Origin of the sequence: Hymenobacter rubripertinctus (assembly GCF_003583925.1) — a bacterium.
GTDB classification, from domain to species: Bacteria; Bacteroidota; Bacteroidia; order Cytophagales; family Hymenobacteraceae; genus Hymenobacter; species Hymenobacter rubripertinctus.
Map to the genome: position 1 here is coordinate 1 of NZ_QYCN01000034.1, position 15193 is coordinate 15193.

Sequence of the window (15193 nt, forward strand, 5' to 3'; positions counted from 1 at the left end):
TTTGCGCCAAAAGTGCGGCGTGTTGGTGCGCAAGTCCTGCTCGTTTAGCCGGTGCGAGAAAATGCACCATACGCGCATCCAACTCGTCATCGACGAGCACAACCGTCGGTTAACGCCAACCTGAATCACCTCGCATTATACCACCGCCGGCCGGGTATGTGGCATAGCTGGTTCAGCATTGTGCCGGAAGACCTGCCTGGACCGCAGGTGCTAACCACACCCAATCCTGCCCGCGCTTTACGCACTCACTATCATTGTTCAGTGAATCCACTCAGAAGCTCATCGAACCGGCGTACCGAACCGGTCAGAGACCTGCTACCGCCTCCTGCCCTGCTATTCATTTGCGCTGCTATCGAAAAGCTCCGCAAAGCACGGCGGGCCGACATTGGCAAACGGCGTGGCTGGCCCGGCGCTATTTGCTGCCGGCCAGGTTCAAGAGCACGCAAAAAGCCCCGCCGGAAAATCCGGGCGGGGCTCTGGTCTTGTTGTTTCCCCGTTGGTCAGGCGGGTCGGGCGGGGGTGCAGGTATCACGCGAATAGCCCGAAAAGCGCCTCGCAAGGCCGTTTCGCGGGGCTATTTGCGCAGCCTAGCAGCCGCAGCCGGGCGCAGTATCGTTGGAGCCGGCGGCCGGGGTGGGGCCGCAGTCGAAGAGGCCAAAGTGGTGGCTCCGGTCGCCGGTTACGCGGAAGTGGGGGGCATAGCGGGTTTCGGATACCATGGCGGCGGTGTTGCCGCACACGAGCATGGGCCGGCCGGTTTCGAAGCGGTGGTGGTCGTCGAGCACAAACGCGTGGGGCTGGCCAGGCAGGGTGCCCTGGTAGATGGCCACCTGGCCATAGTCTTCGCACTGGTCTTCCAGATCGAGCTTGAAGGCGCGGACCGTGAGCGAGTAAAACCGGATGTTGCCTACTTTCTCCTCAATTTCGGGGTTGCCGATGGTGAGGCGGCGGCTGGCGGTGAGCCGGTAGTCGCGCACCCCGATTTCGTGGAGCAGCCGGCGGAAATCCCCGGTGTACATGGCCCCGCTCAGGCACTCACCGTACAGGACCGGATCCTGGCGCAGGCTTTCCGGGATGCGGCGGTCGGCGAATACGTCGGCAATGTGCAGCTCCCCCCCCGGTTTCAGAACCCGGAAAATCTCGCGGTAGGTGGCTTCCTTATCGGTGCTGAGGTTGATAACGCAGTTGCTCACCACAATATCCACACTGTTGTCGGCCAGGCCGGCGGCCCGCAAATCTTCGATGTAGCCGTGGCGAAACTCCACGTTGGGCGCGGCGTAACCGAACCGCTCGGTGTGGGCATCAATGTGGCGACGAGCCACGTCGAGCTGTTCTTCCGTCATATCCAACCCGATTACGTGGCCCTGCTCACCGACCAGCTTGGAGAGCAGATACACGTCGCGGCCGCTGCCCGAGCCCAGGTCGAGCACGGTGCAGCCTTCCACGGCCGGGGGCACGGCCACGCCGCAGCCGTAGTATTTTTCGAGCACCTCGGGCTCCAGCTGAGCCAGAATGCGCTTGTGCTCGGCCGGAGTATCGTCGGTGCAGCAGGCGTTGGTTTGCAAATCGTGCTGGGTCTGAAGCTGGCGGCCGTAGTAGTGCTGAACCTGTTGTTGGGTGAGTTCTTCCATTCGGATGGGGAGGGCAGTAGTGGCGGAAGCATTGGAGCAGCTTCCCGGGGCAAAGTACGCATTCGACCCCAGGGGGCGGGTGCTGGCAGGGCCGGTATAATTCGACTATCCCGAAAAGCATGCAGCCTCGGGCGCGCTTTCCGGTCGTATAGCCCTTATGCATCTATTCGTTTACGCTGCTTTCGCCCCCGACGTGCGCACCCACCTGCTTGCCGGGCTGCCCGTCGGCGTTCAGACCGTTTTCCGGACCGACCTGCCCCCGGCCGGGCAGCAGGCGGCCCTGCACCGCGCCGACTGGCTGCTGGGCAACCCGCCCGCCGACTGGCTGTACCCGCTGCCCCCACAACTGAAGTTCTGGCAGATCGACTCAGCTGGCATTGCCCAGTATCAGCACGTGCGGCCCACCTTTCCGGTAGCCAACATGGGCGACTTCTTTGCCTGGCCCTGCGCCGAAACCATGGTGGCCGGCCTGCTGGCCGTCCTGCGGCACCTGCCCGAGCTAGCCGTCTGGCAAACCCAAAAGCACTGGGTTGGCGAGAATTTCCGCAACCAGCTGGGCCTGCTGCGGGGCAAGCGCGTCCTGATTCTGGGGCGCGGCACCATCGGGCAGGCCGTGGCTCAGCAGCTGAGCGGCTTCGGGTGCCCCGTGCAGTTTCTGGCCCGCACCGACCCCCAGGCCCAGCTCCACACCCCCGCCGATGTGCTGGCCGCCCTGCCCACGACCGACATCGTGGTGAACTGCCTGCCGGGCAGCGCCACGGGTTTTTTCTCGGCCGAACTGCTGGCTGCCCTGCCCCCGCACGCGCTCTACGCCAGCGTGGGCCGCGGCGCTACTACCGATGAGGCCGCCCTCATCGCGGCCCTGCAAGCCGGCCGCCTGGCCGGGGCCGTGCTCGACGTGACCCAGCAGGAGCCCCTGCCGCCCGCCAGCCCCCTCTGGACGCTGCCCCGCGTGCTGCTCACCCAGCACAGCGGCGGCGGCCAGCCCGGCGAGGAAGCCGGCAAAGTAGCCCTGTTTCTGCGCAACCTGCGCCACTACCAGCTGGGCGAACCGCTGGAAAACGAGGTAGTGCTGGCCCGGGGCTACTAAACCCATCCGGCCCCTGGCCCGGGAGCGGCCCTGACGGTGGCGGCTGTTTTTGGCCCGGCGCACTTCGGCGGTGCAACCTTTCCGCCCCTGGTGCGGCTCCTGAGCATATCCCCTTATTTTCAGGAAGCTATGCCCCACCGTTACACCTTATTCCTGGCCGCCAGCCTGTTGCTGGGCCTGAGCGCCTGCCCGATGGTGGAGCCCACCGACCGGATTCCGCTACCCAGCTACAAGCCCCTGCTCATGGCCCGCAGCCAGCTGGAGCAGGCCGTGGCCGTGCTGCCCCCACGTGAGCTCCACAACACCGGCAAAATCTATTTCCGCGACCCCTACCTGCTCATCAACGAGCAGTACGAGGGCTTGCACATCATCGACAACCACGACCCCACCCACCCGCGGCCGGTGGCGTTTTTGCGCATTCCCGGCAACGTGGACGTGACCATGCTGGGCTCCCTGCTCTACGCCGACAGCGGCTCCGACCTGCTCACGTTCGATATGCGCGACATGCCGAACCCCACCCTGCGGCACCGGCTGCGGGAAGCGGTGCCAGAGCTGCCCATGCCCCAGAGCGGCCTCGTTCCCGACCAGTACCAGGCGGCCAACCGCCCCGCCGATGCCGTGGTAATTGGCTGGCAGAAACTCTAACCCCCGGTTCTGATGAAAAACATTTCCACTTTCCTGCGGCTGTCCGGTATGGTGCTGAGCCTGCTGCTAACGGCTTGCAGCGCCAGCAACGATGCCAGTCCGAACCTGGCCGCCGACAACGGGCAGGGCGGTTCGCTGGCCCGCTTCACGGTGCTCGGCAACACCCTTTTCGTGGTCGACAATCAGAACCTGCGCCTGTTCAGCCTGGCCAATCCGGTGGCTCCGGCGCCCGGGGCGGTTGTGCCGCTGGGCCTGGGCATCGAAACCATTTACCCGCGGGCACCCTACCTGTTTCTGGGCACCCAGCGCGGCATGTTCATCTTCGATGCCACCCTGCCCGAGCAGCCCCGGCAGGTGGCCTACTACCAGCACGTGGCCAGCTGCGACCCCGTGGTGGTGGACGACCGCTACGCCTACGTAACGCTGCGCGACGGCCGCTCCTGCGGCGGGGGCAGCAACCAGTTGCAGGTAGTGGACCTGACCAACCTGGCCGCGCCGCGCCTGGCGCAAACCTACCCCATGACGCACCCCATGGGCCTGGGCGTGGACAGCACCCTGCTCTTCGTGTGCGACCAGAACCAGCTTAAAGTGTTCGATAACCGCATGGCGCCCGTGCTGCCCGAGCCCGAGGTTTTTCCGGTGAACGTGTCCGATGTGATTCCGCACCGGGGCTTGCTGCTTGCCATCGGGCCGGACGGGCTCTACCAGTACCGCTACCGCAAAGGCCAGCTCACGGCCCTGAGCAAGCTTGCCGTCAGCCCCACCCGCCAATGACAGGCCGGCGGCTGCTGGGAGTTGGGTTGCTGAGCATCGGGTGGCTATCGGAAGCACAGGGCCAGTCGGCGACGGTGCCCCCGGCTTCGCCCACCCAGGTAGCCGGGAGCAGGTGGGCGCTGTCGGTCGATCTGGTGCCGGTGCCGGCCAGCGGCTACCATTTCAGCGCGGAACGGCGGCTCGGGCAGAGCAGTCGGCAAACGGTGGTTTTTACGCCCCAGTTCTACCGGGGGCCAGTCAGCACCCTGACTTCAGACCTGGCCCAGGCTGCCACCGATCAGGTGCGGGGCTTCGGGCTGGGCGCGCAGCACCGCATCTACCTGGGCCGGCAGCCCACTCCGCTGGCCGGCTCCTACCTGGCCTACGGGCTCAGCTACCAGCACTTCGGAATGCGCTTTCAGGGCATCAGCTGGCAGGCTGAGCTGGCGGCCGATGGCCTGTACTACTACCAGAGCCGCCTGCGCGACCAAACCGAAACCATCAACCGGTACGGGGCCAGCGTGGTGGTAGGCCACCAGGCAACGCTGCCGGACACGCCGCTCTTCCTCGACTTCTTTCTGGGCGTGGGCCTACGGCACGCCACTTCCCGGACTACCCTTCCCAGCCCGCGCTTCGCTACCAGGCCCGCCGACTACGGTTCGGCAGGCCTCTACCTGCCGGTGGGGTTTCGGCTGGGGCTGCGCCTATGAACCAGGGCCGGGCACAACCCGGCCCGCCGGAGCGGAGTAAACCTAAGAGTCCCTTACCCCCCCGTCTCATGGAAATTACCCGCATGTTTTCCGCCGATTCCGAATCCGCGCTTTGGGAGCAGGTCGCGGCCGATATTACCCGCCAGCCCAACCTCTACGACTACCGCGCCGAACTATGCCAGCAGCACTACTGCGTGTGGCTGGAAATTGATATCGATCTGGGAGGCGGATTCGAGGGCGGGTACGAAATCACGACCCTGCGGGCGGAAGTTCCGGGCCGGCCGGCGCTGCACTTCGCCCTCCACGAGCAGGACTGGATTCACGAAATCGGGAAGCTGCTGGGCCTGGAAGACGTGCAGCTGGGCTATGCCGAGCTGGACAAAACCTTTATCATTACCACCAACGACCCCAACGCCCTGCGCCAGCTCCTGGCCGAGCCCGATGTGCACGCCATCCTGCTCCGCCACCCGGCCGGCCGCCTCGCCCTGGCCCCGGCTTCGGCGGAAGCCAACGCGCCGGTCGTACTCACGTTCAGCGAAGAGCGCGCCCTGCTGGAACCGGAGCAGCTCCGGGAAATCTACCATCTGCTGCTCCGGATTCTGCAACAACTGGCCCCGGCCCCCTTCGGCTTGCCAAGTAACTAACTGCTGTTACGCAGTAGCCGTTGAAGCATTCGTTTTTCGTTGCTCGTTTTTCGGGGCTGCTTCACCTTCATTCACCAATCAGCCCCGAAAAACGAGCAACGAAAAACGACCTGCCACCGCAGATACCGGAAGCAACCTGCGTAACAGCAGTCACTAACGCCCCAGCAACCATCATAAACACCCCGGCCCGGGATAATACCGGCCAGGTGCAACACCCAGAACAGGGAGTACACGGCCGGAATGAACAGGGCGTAGGCCCACCAGGGTAGCCGGTTGAGCCCGCGTTGCACGGGCCATTTGCTGTAAACTTCCATGAGCAGCCGGTTAAAAAGTGAATTGACTTTCGGAATATACACAATTCGACATCAACCTCATTTTCAGGCAACCAACTGCTCGTAGAGGCGGGCCAGCGTGGCGACGGGGTCTTCGCAGAGGCCCGGGTGCACGGCCGAGGTCTGGATCACGGTGCTGCGGGTAGCCGTGAGCCAGCGGAAACGGGAGGCCACGGCCAGCTGCCCGATGGGGCCGCCCGCGCGGCGGCCCTGGCAGATGCGCTCGAAAGCCCGCAGACGGGCGCGCAGGTCGTCGAAGTCCAGCCCGGCGGCCGTGAAGGCGCGCAGGCGGTCTTCGGGCAGCTGGCAGCGGGTTTCGAGGAACCCCTGGGCGGCGCAGTACAGAATCACGCCCACGTTCAGAAACTCTTCGCGCTCCACGCGGGGCACCACGCGCAGCACGGCATACTCAAACAAGTGCATGGCGGGCGGTTTCGGCTTCCTGAACAAACGTAGCGGAGGCGGCTAGGCGGGCCGTCAGAAACTGCACGTACTCGGCGCGCTGCCCGGCCGGACTCAGGTCGGGTTCCTGGAGCCACTCGTCGGGCACCAGGGCCACTACGGCTTCGATGACGGCGGGCGTGAGGCGGGCGTGGCCCCGGGCATCGGCGGCGGCCAGCGCGGTGGCCCGGGGCAGCAGCACGTGGTCTTTGAGCTGCGGAAACGGGCGCGGCCTGGGGGCCGCCCAGCCGGCCCCGGCGTGGTGCACGTAGAGGGCCGCGCCGTGGTCGATGAGCCAGAGCTCCCGGTGCCACATGAGCAAGTTGGTGTTGCGGGCGGTGCGGTCCACGTTCAGTGTCAGGCAATCGAGCCACACGATGAGCGAGGCTAATTCGGGCTCCACATCGAGCAGCAGCGGGTCGAAGGTGCTGGCCCCCGCCAGGAAGTGCAGGGCCAGGTTCAGGCCAGTGCTGAAGCGCAGCAGATCCTGGATTTCCTCGTCGGGCTCGGTGCGGCCGAAGGCCTCGCTCAGGTGGATAAACACCAGCTCGGGCATCCGCAGGCCCAGCTGCCGGGCCAGCTCACCCACAATCAGCTCGGCAATCAGCGCCTTCAGGCCCTGGCCCGCGCCCCGGAATTTCACCACGTACATGAACCCGTCATCGGCCTCGACCAAAGCGGGCAACGAGCCGCCTTCGCGCAGCGGAATGATGTAGCGCGTGACGTCAACGGTTCTCAAAGCAAGGGTGGGAGCCGACATACGAAGCAACAAGTCAGGAGGAAATGGCAAAGAACGGACAAACTGCCCGGTTTCGGGGCGGGCAGCAGCCACTCAATTACCGCACGGCAACTCGCACGCGCGGCGCAGGCAACGCCGCCTGGCCCGGACGACAGGTATACAAGCCGCCTCGTTGGACACAATTCGTATACCGGGCAGGTATACAAACCGCCTCGTTGGGCACCGGCTGTATACCTGGCAGGTACACAAACCGCCTCGTTGGGCACAATTCGTATACCGGGCAGGTATACAAACCGCCTCGTTGGGCACCGGCTGTATACCTGCCCGGTTTTTCGGGAATAGCGCGCGAAGCTTCTGCCCCGCGTTTCGTGGAACACGGAGCCGGGAATGAGCCGGGAGCAACGGCATGGGCGGCGGGGGCTTCGCGCTATCGTCGGGCGAACCGGCCTTTACGGCACCCATGAGGGGCCTTACTCGGCTACTTTCAGCAGCTGCCGGTACAGGGGCTGGCCTTTTACTTCGGCACGGAGCCAGTAGGTGCCGGGCGCCCAGCCCTGGGTGGCGAGGCGCAGGCTGCCATCGGGGGCGCGGCGCAGCGTGGCGGGCACCATCCGGCCCACGGCATCCGTTACGCGCACCTGGCCAGGCTCCAGGGAGCCGTCGGCCAGCCGCACGGTTACCGTTCCGCGCACGGGATTAGGAGCCACCGTGAGCCGCGCCGATTCGGCCCGGGCGCTGGCCGTGGTGGCCGTAACGAGGCCGCTGAGCTGGTAGCGGCGCAGAAACCGCCACACTTCCCGGCTGGCATTGATGTCGCGGTTCGTGACGCCGATGTTGATGGGGGCGCCGGGCCAGGTGTGGCCACCCCCGATGATGCGGTAGTGCTCGACCACGCTGCCGTTGCGGCCCCCGCCGAACACCTGCCGCTCGGCCGTACTGCCGTCGGTGGGGTCGAGGTCGGGTACCTGGGTGATGACGGGCGTGGGGTTGCAGCCGTTGCGCGCGGCCCAGGCCGCCACCAGGTCGGGAATGGGCACGAACACCCCGTTGCCGGCGTAGGGCACGGTGCCATCGGCGGTGCCGTGGATTTCGAGCACCGGCACCGCCCGGGTAGGCGCGCAGGCGGCCACGTGGCTGGCGGCCATGCTGCCCGTAACAGAAGCAATAGCGGCCACGCGGTTGCTGAGCTGGCAGGCCAGCTCGTAGCTCATGAAGCCCCCGTTGCTCATGCCGGTGCTGTACACGCGCTGGGCGTTGATGCGGTATTTGGCGCTGAGCGAGTCAATGAGGGCGCTCAGGAAAGCCACGTCGTCGGGGCCGCCGAGGGCGTAGGGCAAAAAGGTGTTCCAGTAGCGGTTGTTGTTGCCGTCGAGGGTGCCGTTGGGGTGCACGACCAGGAAGTTGGCCGTGTCGGCAATGGCGCGGAAGTCGCCGTACTGCTCCTGCTCCACGTTGTTGGAGCCGTAGCCGTGCAGGTTGAGCAGCAGCGGCACGGGCTGGGTGCCGGTGTAGGCCTTGGGCACGTAGAGGCGGTAGTCGCGCACCACGCCCCCGAAACGGATGGAGCCCGTGACGGTTTGCTGGGCCTGGGTGGTGATGCCGGCCAGCAGCGAGCCGGCGAGAAAGAGTAGGGTACGAGTCATAGCAGGAAAGGAATCAGGTAGGGGAAAGAGGGCAAAAAACCGGCGGCATATGCGCCGCCTTCTTCTAAGACGAAGAAACTCGCGGTATGTTTAGGCGTTCATACCCGTTACTACCCCACCGAAGCCGGCCGTACGGCGGCGCAACCGCGCCCAAGCCGGCCCCGGCTTCCCTCCTCACGCCTTCACCGAGTCAGCCCTTCGCCTATGCCCCGCATCGTCACGCTCACGCTCAACCCGACAGTCGATAAAAGCACCACCGCCGGCCAGATCATCCCCGACCAGAAGCTGCGCTGCACCCCACCCAAGTTCGAGCCCGGCGGGGGCGGCATCAACGTTTCCCGGGCCCTCAAGCGGCTGGCGACTGATTCGGTGGCCGTGTTTCCGGTGGGCGGCCCCAGCGGCCTGTTGCTGCGCCAGCTGCTGAGCGCCGAGGAAATTGAGCAGTGCCCCATCGAAACCGAGGGTTGGACCCGGGAGAACTTCATCGTGGTGGACACTTCTACCGGCCAGCAGTACCGCTTCGGCATGCCCGGGGCCGAGCTGCGCCCCGGGGAGCAGCAGCAGGTTATCCGGGTGCTCCAGGAGCTGACGGAGCTGCCCGAATTCCTGGTTATCAGCGGTAGCCTGCCCCCGGGCGTGGAGCCGGATTTCCTGGTGCAGGTAGCCCGGGCAGCCAAGAAGCTGGGCGTGAAAGTGGTGGTGGATACCTCCGGCCCGGCCCTGCTGGCGCTGCTGGCAGAAGGCGTGTACCTGGCCAAACCCAACGTGGGCGAGCTCAGCAAAATGACCGGCGTAGAGGAGCTCGACAGCGAAGCCGTGGCCGGGGCCGCCCGCCAGCTGGTAGAGAACGGGAAGTGCGAAATCGTGGTGGTTTCCATGGGGCCGCAGGGGGCCTGCGTAGTAGCCGCCAACCACGCCGACTACATCCCGGCCCCCTCCGTGAAAAAGCGCAGCACCGTGGGCGCCGGCGACAGCATGGTGGCCGGCCTCGTCTACGGGCTGGTTTCGGGCCGGAGCCTGCGCGAAACGGCCCGCTTTGGCGTCGCCTGCGGCACGGCCGCCACCATGAACCCGGGTACCGAGCTGTTCAAAAAAGCCGACGTGGACAAGCTCTACCAGTGGCTGCTGCACACCATGCCGGCGCAGGTATAAGATACCCCGGCGCGTGCCCGCCCGCGCCACTACGGCGCAATCAGCACTCATTCTCCTCCCTTCCCTCCTTCCGTTAGTGTATGGCCTCAGGTCTGGTAGCTCTTCTCGATGACATTTCCGCGCTGGTAAAAGTCAGTGCCGCCAGCCTGGACGACGTGCCGGCCCAGGTGGCCAAAACCACCGGCAAAGTATCCGGCATCGTCATCGACGATACGGCCGTGACGCCTAAGTACGTCGTCGGCCTCGATCCTGCCCGCGAGCTGTCCATCATCTACCAGATAGCCCGCAAGTCGCTGTTCAACAAGCTGGTGCTGCTGAGTCCGGCGGCGCTGGTACTGGGGTATTTTGCCCCCTGGGCCATCACGCCCATTCTTATGCTGGGTGGGGCATACTTGTGCTTCGAGGGCTACGAGAAAGTCCACGAGCTGTTCCGCGCGCCCGCCGACGGCCCCGCCGAGGTGGAGGACCTGCCCGTGATTACGCCCCAGGAGCTGGAGCAGCAGCGCGTAGCCAGCGCCGTGCGCACCGATATCATCCTGTCGGCCGAAATCATGGCCATTGCCTACAGTGAGGTTGCCGGTCAGGCCATCGTCAACCAGGTGGTGGTGATGGTGGCCGTGGCCGTGTTTATTACCGTGGCCGTGTACGGGTTTGTGGCCCTCATCGTGAAGGCCGACGACTTGGGCGTGCACCTGGCCCAAGATGTGCACCACCCCACCACCCGGAAGATGGGCCGCGGCATCGTGCGCTTCATGCCCCATTTCCTGCAGACGCTGAGCTACGTGGGCACGGCGGCCATGCTCTGGGTGGGGGCCGAAATCATTGCCCACGGCATCCCGTTCACGGCCCATCTGCTGCACGAGCTGGAAGTGGCCCTGGCCCACCTGCCGGTGGTGGCCTGGCTGGCCAAAGCCCTGAGCTGCGCTATTGGCGGTTTACTGATTGGCTTTGTGGTGGAAAAACTGGTGAGGCTGGTCAAGAAACTGCTCCCCCAACGGCAGTAGCCCCGCTGCCGCTGCCCGCTCCCGTCGCTTGAAATCTGCCCCACGGTAGCCACAACCATTGCTTGGCGCAGCTGCCCATACCGCTGAATAAATGGAAGTTTCCAGACCATACGAACCTGCCAAGTTGTATCTTCGTTTACAATTCAGTTAGCGTTTGTTGACCAACCCATCACAAATTCCATCATGGCCCGCAAAGTAAATTTCGAGCTTTCCGAATCCGGCCTCAAGCGCGTGCTGAAAAACGCCTCTGGCCGGGTAGTGAGCGAAAACCTGAATCGGGGTGTCGCCATTACGGTAATTGAGAAGGGCCAAATAGTCGAGGTACGCCCTGATAAGTCGCGCCGGGTGGTACGCAAAACGGCCCCCCAGCCAGTCCACATCACCGAACGGACGCTATACCTTGACTGAGCATATTCCGCGCTTACGCATGCTTGCCGGGCCCAATGGGTCCGGCAAGTCTTTTTTGGTGCCTTCGCTGGCTACTGAAGTCAACATGGGCGTCATCGTCAATGCTGATGAAATAGAGGCACTACTCAGAGCGCAATACCGGCAGCACACGCGGATATTAAATCTGCAGCAGTGGCAGCTTACGCTGACGGAACAGGATTTAGAGGCTTTTCGCCACTCGGCTGCTCAAAGCAATCAACCCACTCTGGCACAGGAGAAATTCTCCCGTTTGCGAATTGAGCAAAACGTACTGCTCTTCTCCCGCATTAAAGTTGACTCTTACCTGGCTTCGCGCGTTGCGGAGTTCCTGCGCTATGCGTTGCTAGCCGCCAAACAGTCGTTTACGTTCGAAACGGTGATGTCGCACCCCTCGAAACTGGAGTTTCTGCGCGATGCCCAGGCGGCTGGCTACCGCACCTACCTGTATTTCGTGGCGACGGAAGACCCTGAAATCAACATCGCCCGGGTTCGGGCACGGGTGAAAAAGAAAGGCCACCACGTCGACAGCGACAAAATTGTGTCGCGCTATGCCCGTACGCTCGATTCGTTGTTTGATGCCGTGAGGCTCGTAAACCGCGCCTTTTTGTTTGACAACTCTTCGGATGCACCGCAGTTGATTGCGGAAGTAGAAGAAGGCAAGCGCATAGAGTTCAAAACGACAACAATTCCGGCTTGGGTAGATACTTACTTCCGGCAGAAGGTCTTGCGGAGGCAATAAACCCGCCCGCTGTTCGCGCACCTGAAGTAGCTTTTCCGCTTCTGTTCAACGACAACCTCACAAAGCGGAAGAGTTGCTGGGACTACGCTCCGTGTGGCGCTCTTTCTCTGCCTGTAAGCAAGCACTGAATTCCTATGCCCTACCCTCCCCAAAAACCCGAACTGCCCGCCTGGGTGTTTCTGGCGCTGCGCTTCGGCTCGGTGGCGCTGGTAGCGGCCGTGGCGTACTTCGTGGTGCGGTGCCAATAACCTACTTCCATGCCCCCCATCGATAAAATAGCCTGGCTCCACCTGCACGAAGGCCGCGTGCTGAGCACCCGCAGCCGGGGCAAAGACCGCTACTACCTGCCCGGCGGCAAGCGCGAACCCGGCGAAACCGACGCCCAAACGCTGCTGCGCGAAATCCGGGAGGAGCTGACCGTAGCCCTGGACCCCGCCAGCCTGCAACCGCGCGGCGTGTTCACGGCCCCCGCCCACGGCCACGCCCCCGAGGTGCTGGTCCAGATGACGCTCTACGCCGCCACCTACACCGGCACCCTGCAACCCGCCGCCGAAATTGAGGAAGTGGTCTGGCTCAGCTACCGCCACCGCCCCCAGGTGTCGGCCGTCGACCAGTTGATATTCGATTGGCTGCACGAGCTGGGCGAGTTGAAGGCCTGACTGCCCGGGCAACCGGCCGCCATAGCCCGGTTTAGCCGCCGCCCCGCCCGCTGCCTGAAACCGCTAAGGAAGTGAGGGCTTCTGGGTAGCTTGATGCCGAATTATTGGGAACGACGTAAATTGAGATTATGAAACTAGCCGTTGAATTAGAATTTCCGGAGGAGCAGGCTGCTCTGGCCTTGGAATGGCTGCAAAGCTTGCCTGCCGGCATTGCTGCCCGGCTGCGCGGTAAAGGAAAAAAGCTGGCAAAAAGCCAGTCTGTAAATTTTGCAGAAGCAACTGCAACGCTTTCCCTTGCGGAAGAGCAACAGTTGCTCCACGAGCTTTTCGGAGCGTGGAAGTCGGAGGTGAGCGGCGATGAGATGAATCGTGCCATTGATGAGGCCCGGCAAACCGGCCACCGCGAGGTAGAACTACGAGCGGCTACCTGCTTGACACCAACATCTGCGTGCATTACCTGAAAGGGGAGCACGCATTGGAGGCCAAAGTAACGGCAGTTGGCTTGCGTAACTGCTTCATTTCCGAGTTGACGATTGCCGAGATGCTCTACGGACTGGCCAAATGCGAACCAGCCTATGCGGCCCAACAGCGGCAATACATCACCAAACTACAACGCCTGTTCAACACCCGGCTATTGCCCATGGCTACCGCCTTCGAGCTATACGGACCGGAAAAAGTGCGGCTACTAGAGCAGGTGAGGCAAGGAGCATTGGGCAAATATCCCGGTGAACTCGATGTGCTTATTGCTTGTAGCGCTCTGGCGCATCAATTGGCGCTGGTAACGCGCAACACCAAAGATTTCGCAGCCATCGTCGGCCTGCCGCTGGAAAACTGGATTGACAATCCGTAGCTTCTCCCGCCGCCCCGCCTGATGCCCCCGCCGCTGGAGGAGCGTGGGCTTCTGTGTAACTTGGTTTTCCTGTGGTACTGGAAGTAAACGGCTATATTTTCAGAACACCCTTAATTCACTTTGGACATGATAGTTGAATTGGAATTTCCAGATGACGATGCTGTTTTCATGATGGAATTGATTGAGCGAATGCCTGGGGTTCGTATTCTGCCGCCCACAACGGAACCCGAAGCTGCCAAGCGGGAGCGGGTCGCAGCATTTCGTAAGCAACTATATCACAGCCACAATCAGCCCGATCCGCTACAAAGCGAAGGAAAGTAAGGCAGGTTATATTCTATTGGTCTTGTTTATGTATCTACTATATGTTGATGAAAGCGGCGATATTGGCCTCCAGAACAGCCCTACCAAGTACTTTATCCTTACCGGAATCATCCTCCACGAAACGCATTGGCGGGGCATTCTGACCGACTTGGTTGCATTCCGCCGTCACTTGCGCCTTACCAAAGACCTGAAGCTGCGCGAGGAAATACACGCCGCGCCTTTTATCAACAATCCTGGCCCGTTGGTGCGCATTAAGCGTCACGACCGACTCGACATTCTGAAACAGTGCATCGATTTTCTCGGCAACCGTTCTGACGTCAGCATTATCACGATAGTGGTTAACAAAGCCACCAAGCCCGCTAACTACGATGTATTCGAAGCAGCGTGGCAAGCCCTCATTCAGCGGTTCGAGAATACGATTCGCCACCGCAATTTTCCCGGTGCTTTCCCCGACCAGCGCGGAATGGTGCTACCCGACAATACCGATGGCGGCAAGCTTACCCGCCTGCTTCGGAAGATGCGCCACTACAATCCGGTGCCCAGCCAGGCCTACTTCCAGCAGCAAGGCAGCCCCTACCGCAACATGGCGCTGCAATACGTCATCGAAGACCCTTTCCTGAAGGATTCCGCCCATTCGTTCCTGCACCAGCTGACGGATGTGGTGGCTTACTGCGCCCGCCAGTTGTTTGAGCCCAACAGCTACATGAAGAAAAAGCAGGGCCACAATTTCTACGCGCGGCTTCGGCCCGTACTCAACCCCTATGCCTCTCGTAGCCACGCGTTGCATTTGGTGCTATTGTAAAACGCATAAAAAAGGGGCTGCCTTACAGCAGCCCCGGAGGAATCCTACTAGGGCGACTAGCACCCGTTCAGATTCATACAAATATACCGAAGTTTCGGTACTATTGTTTCCACGCTTTCGTGTCTACTCCCACATAGCTCAGTTTTTCTGTCGCCCCAGTCTCCCAACCTGCTCCTACCAACTCGGCGGCTATTTGGTATGTTGCACCCAGATTTCATGGCCGCCCACCCCCTTCCATGTCCCCTGCCACCATGCAGCAACCCCGCCGACCGCAAGCCCAGCTACCGCCGCCTCGAAGTGCTGCCTGAGCCGCTGAGTGCCGAGCGACTGGCCCAAGCCCGTGATATACGCCAAGCAGTTCAAGTTTGACACGCTGTCGGAAGAGGATTTACTTCGCATACGCCGTAGTGCGTAAGCTTATCTGCTTTGACTAGGCGACCTGTTGCTCCTATCTAGCCTACGCCCCCACCCTAGCTACCCGCAACACCCACCACTTCTCTGAACTACAAGAGGTTCTGGTAGGACGTTGGATAGGTAAGCCGCAAATGCCTTCACACTCACTATTTGCGATGCTGGAAGAGACAGAAACTTCTTTGAGAATAACGTTAGCTT

At 62.6% G+C, this 15193-nt stretch carries 18 protein-coding genes; 14 read left to right on the forward strand and 4 right to left on the reverse strand.

Annotation, left to right across the window (positions count from 1 at the left end; translation table 11 throughout):
• Window positions 1–587 precede the first annotated feature (587 nt).
• Window positions 588–1631: a methyltransferase domain-containing protein gene (locus D0T11_RS17580; protein WP_119657117.1), complete on the reverse strand. Its 1044-nt coding sequence runs from the start codon at window positions 1629–1631 to the stop codon at window positions 588–590.
• 157 nt (window positions 1632–1788) lie between these two features.
• Here D0T11_RS17580 and D0T11_RS17585 point away from each other — a divergent pair, with 157 nt between their 5' ends.
• The 5 genes from D0T11_RS17585 (at window position 1789) to D0T11_RS17605 (ending at window position 5473) form a co-directional block, all read left to right on the forward strand.
• A complete protein-coding gene (locus tag D0T11_RS17585; protein WP_119657118.1) occupies window positions 1789–2721 on the forward strand; it encodes a D-2-hydroxyacid dehydrogenase in 933 nt (310 codons plus the stop codon).
• Window positions 2722–2850: 129 nt separating this feature from the next.
• Window positions 2851–3366 (forward strand): LVIVD repeat-containing protein, encoded by a 516-nt coding sequence (locus D0T11_RS17590; protein WP_119657119.1) that lies wholly within the window; start codon window positions 2851–2853, stop codon window positions 3364–3366.
• Window positions 3367–3378: 12 nt separating this feature from the next.
• The gene (locus D0T11_RS17595) at window positions 3379–4140 is read left to right on the forward strand and encodes an LVIVD repeat-containing protein (protein WP_119657120.1); all 762 of its coding nucleotides are present in this window, start codon (window positions 3379–3381) and stop codon (window positions 4138–4140) included.
• A complete protein-coding gene (locus tag D0T11_RS17600; protein ID WP_147374709.1) occupies window positions 4137–4829 on the forward strand; it encodes a hypothetical protein in 693 nt (230 codons plus the stop codon). The genes D0T11_RS17595 and D0T11_RS17600 overlap by 4 nt, the downstream gene beginning before the upstream one ends.
• Window positions 4830–4897: 68 nt before the next feature.
• A complete protein-coding gene (locus D0T11_RS17605; RefSeq protein ID WP_119657122.1) occupies window positions 4898–5473 on the forward strand; it encodes a hypothetical protein in 576 nt (191 codons plus the stop codon).
• A 377-nt stretch (window positions 5474–5850) separates the two neighbouring features.
• Here D0T11_RS17605 and D0T11_RS17610 read toward each other — a convergent pair whose 3' ends face one another.
• The 3 genes from D0T11_RS17610 to D0T11_RS17620 all read right to left on the reverse strand — a co-directional run bounded on the left by D0T11_RS17610 (window position 5851) and on the right by D0T11_RS17620 (window position 8628).
• A complete protein-coding gene (locus D0T11_RS17610) occupies window positions 5851–6228 on the reverse strand; it encodes a DUF3037 domain-containing protein (RefSeq protein WP_119657123.1) in 378 nt (125 codons plus the stop codon).
• A complete protein-coding gene (locus D0T11_RS17615) occupies window positions 6215–7006 on the reverse strand; it encodes a HipA family kinase (RefSeq protein ID WP_119657124.1) in 792 nt (263 codons plus the stop codon). Before D0T11_RS17615 ends, D0T11_RS17610 begins: the two co-directional genes overlap by 14 nt.
• A 449-nt stretch (window positions 7007–7455) precedes the next feature.
• Complete coding sequence (locus D0T11_RS17620) at window positions 7456–8628, reverse strand: extracellular catalytic domain type 1 short-chain-length polyhydroxyalkanoate depolymerase (RefSeq protein WP_119657125.1); 1173 nt, start codon at window positions 8626–8628, stop codon at window positions 7456–7458.
• Window positions 8629–8832: 204 nt separating this feature from the next.
• On the opposite strand from D0T11_RS17620, the gene D0T11_RS17625 reads away from it, so the two are divergent.
• From D0T11_RS17625 to D0T11_RS17665, 9 genes are all read left to right on the forward strand, one after another.
• A complete protein-coding gene (locus D0T11_RS17625) occupies window positions 8833–9780 on the forward strand; it encodes a 1-phosphofructokinase family hexose kinase (protein ID WP_119657126.1) in 948 nt (315 codons plus the stop codon).
• Between the two features lie 80 nt (window positions 9781–9860).
• Window positions 9861–10784 carry a DUF808 domain-containing protein gene (locus D0T11_RS17630; RefSeq protein WP_119657127.1) on the forward strand — a complete coding sequence of 308 codons (924 nt, stop codon included), beginning with the start codon at window positions 9861–9863 and terminating at the stop codon, window positions 10782–10784.
• Between the two features lie 183 nt (window positions 10785–10967).
• A complete protein-coding gene (locus D0T11_RS17635) occupies window positions 10968–11192 on the forward strand; it encodes a hypothetical protein (protein WP_119657128.1) in 225 nt (74 codons plus the stop codon).
• Window positions 11185–11949: a zeta toxin family protein gene (locus tag D0T11_RS17640; protein ID WP_119657129.1), complete on the forward strand. Its 765-nt coding sequence runs from the start codon at window positions 11185–11187 to the stop codon at window positions 11947–11949. The genes D0T11_RS17635 and D0T11_RS17640 overlap by 8 nt, the downstream gene beginning before the upstream one ends.
• A gap of 257 nt (window positions 11950–12206) precedes the next feature.
• On the forward strand, window positions 12207–12608 hold the full coding sequence (locus D0T11_RS17645) for an NUDIX hydrolase (RefSeq protein ID WP_119657130.1): 402 nt from the start codon (window positions 12207–12209) through the stop codon (window positions 12606–12608).
• 128 nt (window positions 12609–12736) lie between these two features.
• The gene (locus D0T11_RS17650) at window positions 12737–13069 is read left to right on the forward strand and encodes a hypothetical protein (RefSeq protein WP_119657131.1); all 333 of its coding nucleotides are present in this window, start codon (window positions 12737–12739) and stop codon (window positions 13067–13069) included.
• The gene (locus D0T11_RS17655; RefSeq protein WP_182888475.1) at window positions 13057–13458 is read left to right on the forward strand and encodes a PIN domain-containing protein; all 402 of its coding nucleotides are present in this window, start codon (window positions 13057–13059) and stop codon (window positions 13456–13458) included. Before D0T11_RS17650 ends, D0T11_RS17655 begins: the two co-directional genes overlap by 13 nt.
• 126 nt (window positions 13459–13584) lie before the next feature.
• Window positions 13585–13779 (forward strand): hypothetical protein, encoded by a 195-nt coding sequence (locus D0T11_RS17660; protein WP_119657133.1) that lies wholly within the window; start codon window positions 13585–13587, stop codon window positions 13777–13779.
• Window positions 13780–13807: 28 nt separating this feature from the next.
• Window positions 13808–14581, forward strand: a complete 774-nt coding sequence (locus D0T11_RS17665; RefSeq protein ID WP_119657134.1) for a DUF3800 domain-containing protein — start codon at window positions 13808–13810, stop codon at window positions 14579–14581.
• Window positions 14582–15193 lie beyond the last annotated feature (612 nt).

What these genes read in the sequence shown, in the direction of transcription:
- D0T11_RS17665 (WP_119657134.1), top strand. Translation starts at nt 13,808, where the DNA reads ATGTATCTACTATATGTTGATGAAAGCGGCGATATTGGCCTCCAGAAC.
- D0T11_RS17620 (WP_119657125.1), bottom strand. Translation starts at nt 8,628, where the DNA reads ATGACTCGTACCCTACTCTTTCTCGCCGGCTCGCTGCTGGCCGGCATC.
- D0T11_RS17635 (WP_119657128.1), top strand. Translation starts at nt 10,968, where the DNA reads ATGGCCCGCAAAGTAAATTTCGAGCTTTCCGAATCCGGCCTCAAGCGC.
- D0T11_RS17650 (WP_119657131.1), top strand. Translation starts at nt 12,737, where the DNA reads ATGAAACTAGCCGTTGAATTAGAATTTCCGGAGGAGCAGGCTGCTCTG.
- D0T11_RS17610 (WP_119657123.1), bottom strand. Translation starts at nt 6,228, where the DNA reads ATGCACTTGTTTGAGTATGCCGTGCTGCGCGTGGTGCCCCGCGTGGAG.
- D0T11_RS17630 (WP_119657127.1), top strand. Translation starts at nt 9,861, where the DNA reads ATGGCCTCAGGTCTGGTAGCTCTTCTCGATGACATTTCCGCGCTGGTA.
- D0T11_RS17615 (WP_119657124.1), bottom strand. Translation starts at nt 7,006, where the DNA reads ATGTCGGCTCCCACCCTTGCTTTGAGAACCGTTGACGTCACGCGCTAC.
- D0T11_RS17600 (WP_147374709.1), top strand. Translation starts at nt 4,137, where the DNA reads ATGACAGGCCGGCGGCTGCTGGGAGTTGGGTTGCTGAGCATCGGGTGG.
- D0T11_RS17645 (WP_119657130.1), top strand. Translation starts at nt 12,207, where the DNA reads ATGCCCCCCATCGATAAAATAGCCTGGCTCCACCTGCACGAAGGCCGC.
- D0T11_RS17660 (WP_119657133.1), top strand. Translation starts at nt 13,585, where the DNA reads ATGATAGTTGAATTGGAATTTCCAGATGACGATGCTGTTTTCATGATG.
- D0T11_RS17625 (WP_119657126.1), top strand. Translation starts at nt 8,833, where the DNA reads ATGCCCCGCATCGTCACGCTCACGCTCAACCCGACAGTCGATAAAAGC.
- D0T11_RS17595 (WP_119657120.1), top strand. Translation starts at nt 3,379, where the DNA reads ATGAAAAACATTTCCACTTTCCTGCGGCTGTCCGGTATGGTGCTGAGC.
- D0T11_RS17580 (WP_119657117.1), bottom strand. Translation starts at nt 1,631, where the DNA reads ATGGAAGAACTCACCCAACAACAGGTTCAGCACTACTACGGCCGCCAG.
- D0T11_RS17605 (WP_119657122.1), top strand. Translation starts at nt 4,898, where the DNA reads ATGGAAATTACCCGCATGTTTTCCGCCGATTCCGAATCCGCGCTTTGG.
- D0T11_RS17590 (WP_119657119.1), top strand. Translation starts at nt 2,851, where the DNA reads ATGCCCCACCGTTACACCTTATTCCTGGCCGCCAGCCTGTTGCTGGGC.
- D0T11_RS17585 (WP_119657118.1), top strand. Translation starts at nt 1,789, where the DNA reads ATGCATCTATTCGTTTACGCTGCTTTCGCCCCCGACGTGCGCACCCAC.